The sequence below is a fragment of the Acidobacteriota bacterium genome, from assembly GCA_040752915.1.
Lineage (GTDB): Bacteria > Acidobacteriota > UBA4820 > UBA4820 > DSQY01 > JBFLVU01.
This window is the reverse complement of the sequence record JBFMHB010000152.1, coordinates 1-1022: the sequence shown is the minus strand read 5'-3', so window position 1 is coordinate 1022 and position 1022 is coordinate 1. Positions and strand designations below refer to the sequence as shown.

General features: G+C 65.6%; 1 protein-coding gene. It reads right to left on the bottom strand.

Annotated elements, in window-relative coordinates; genetic code table 11:
- Window positions 1–717: hypothetical protein (locus AB1824_13615; protein MEW5765996.1), on the bottom strand; the 717-nt coding region annotated here is incomplete at its 3' end.
- Between the last annotated feature and the right edge of the window lie 305 nt (window positions 718–1022).

Genomic DNA, 1022 nt, shown 5'->3' with positions numbered 1-1022 from the left:
CTTGGGCAGGGGGGGTGGAGGGATGGGGGTGGCGCGGACGACCCTCCCCTCGGCGTCGAGGAGCCACAGCCGCCCCGGAAAAAACGAACTCACGGCCAGGCCGCCCCGGCCCCAGGGACAAAAACAGCTCGTCGCCATCACTTGAAAGCTGCGGTTGACTTCCCACGGCACGAGGCGCCTTTCCACGACGCGCAGGTCCTGGCCGTCCCAATCGGTGGAGAAGAGCACCAGGGCGTCGAAGGGCTCTCCGTCCCTGGGGTGCTCCCCCTCCCAGCCCATGCCTCCGTAGACGATCCGCTTTTCGGTCAGGGCCGCCCCGAGGCCGGGGTTGTACCGGGCCAGGCCGAAGGTGGTCTTCTTCGGAAGGAGGGTGAGGGCGTCGTGGAAAAAAAACGTCCCTCTTCCCTCCTGAAGCGCCACCGTAGTACCGGCACACATGAGAGAGCGCGGTTCGAGGATCTTGCCCTTTCCGAAGGTGCCCGCGGGCCGCCCCTTCGCGTCGTAGACGAGCACCGTGCCGTTCACGCGGTCCAGGACGAAGAGGCGCCCCTCGGGCCCCGCTGCAATGGAATTGACCGCTTCCGGCAGGCCGGGCAGGCTGAAGGGCTCCACGCTCTCCAGGCGGGGGGCGGCCCCCGCCGCCGCAAGGGGAGCCCGGAAGAGTCCGACGAGAACAAGCAAGGCTCCAATGAAGGACGGTTTGGGGATTCTCTGCATGGTCGCTCCCGCGAACAGGGGGTCCCGGGCGGGGTTCAGCCCATCAGGCCGGCTTTACGGATGGCAGTCCAGGCACTGACACAACCCCGAAGTGCCTTCGCAGAAGCCCGTTGTCGGTCTGTAGGTACACGAATAGACGGGACCACAGTTGCCGGGCGGGAGAATGGGGCCCGGAGGCGGATTGTTGTTGGCAAAAAGCAGAACCGTACTCAGAATGCCCAAACCCAGAAGCACCATGGCAAGGGTCTTCTTCATGTTTGTCCTCCATTCACGCTCTTCTCGCCCCACCCGGAACCCCGCCCATT